The sequence below is a fragment of the Ideonella sp. B508-1 genome, from assembly GCF_000333615.1.
Taxonomy (GTDB): domain Bacteria; phylum Pseudomonadota; class Gammaproteobacteria; order Burkholderiales; family Burkholderiaceae_C; genus Ideonella.
This window is the reverse complement of record NZ_BADL01000363.1, coordinates 1-1,059: the sequence shown is the minus strand read 5'-3', so window position 1 is coordinate 1,059 and position 1,059 is coordinate 1. Positions and strand designations below refer to the sequence as shown.

The window sequence follows — 1,059 nt, the reverse complement described above, 5'->3', positions numbered from 1 at the left end:
CACCCCAGCGGGTTCACCACGTCGCCGCCGGAGAAGGCCAGCGTGGCCACCTGGGCCTCGCGCCAGACGGTGACCTGCAGCCGGGTCGACAGCGCATNGGTCACGCTCACGCNCACGCCATGCAGGCCGCCGGAGAAGCTGTAGGCGCCGCCCGAGCCCTTGTCGAACTTGCCACCCGCATGCAGCCGGGTGTAGACGATCTCCAGCACCGGCACCTGTTCTTCCGGGTGCAGGCCGAAGGGGATGCCGCGCCCGTCATCCTCCACCGTGACCGAATGGTCGGCGTGCAGGGTGACGGCGATGCGCTTGCCGAAGCCGGCCAGCGCCTCGTCGGCGGCGTTGTCGATCACCTCCTGCACGATGTGCAGAGGGTTGTCGGTGCGGGTGTACATGCCCGGGCGCTGCTTGACCGGCTCCAGGCCTTTGAGCACCTTGATGGACGCCTCGCCATAGACGGGCGTGACGGAAGAGGAACGTGTCGCCATGGCCGGGGATTGTAGGGAGGCCGCTGGCCACCCCCGCGACAGGCCCGTGACGCCCCGCCCGGCGACGATGGCCCTGCGCGACTCGGGCCCGCGGGCCATCCGCTACAGTGCGCCGATGTCTTCCGCCGCCGCCCCGTCCCGCCCACTGTCCATGACCCAGGTCCTGGTCTGCGGGGCCGCCATCGTGACCCTGTCCATGGGCATCCGCCACGGTTTCGGCCTGTGGCTGGCCCCGATCACGATGGACCGCGGCTGGACGCGCGAGACCTTCGCCTTCGCCCTGGCCATCCAGAACATCGCCTGGGGCGCGGCCGGCCCCTTTGCCGGCATGCTGGCCGACCGCTTCGGCGCCTTCCGGGTGCTGGTGGTGGGCGCCCTGCTCTACGCCGCCGGCCTGGTGCTGATGGCCCTGGCCACCTCGGGCCTGGCCTTCACCGGCAGCGCCGGCCTGCTGCTGGGCATGGCCCAGTCCGGCACCACCTACGCGGTGGTCTATGGCGTCATCGGGCGCAACGTGGCGCCCGAAAAGCGGTCCTGGGCCATGGGCGTGGCAGCGGCCGCCGGCTCCTTCGGG

General features: G+C 71.6%; 2 protein-coding genes. One reads left to right on the top strand and one right to left on the bottom strand.

What is annotated here, in order from left to right; translation table 11 throughout:
* Positions 1-485, bottom strand: a 485-nt coding sequence (locus tag I73_RS15320) for an ATP-binding protein (RefSeq protein WP_026096790.1), incomplete at its 3' end; no start/stop codon positions are given.
* 115 nt (positions 486-600) lie between these two features.
* Here I73_RS15320 and I73_RS15315 point away from each other — a divergent pair.
* On the top strand, positions 601-1,059 hold a 459-nt coding region (locus I73_RS15315; protein WP_040500456.1), incomplete at its 3' end, for an MFS transporter.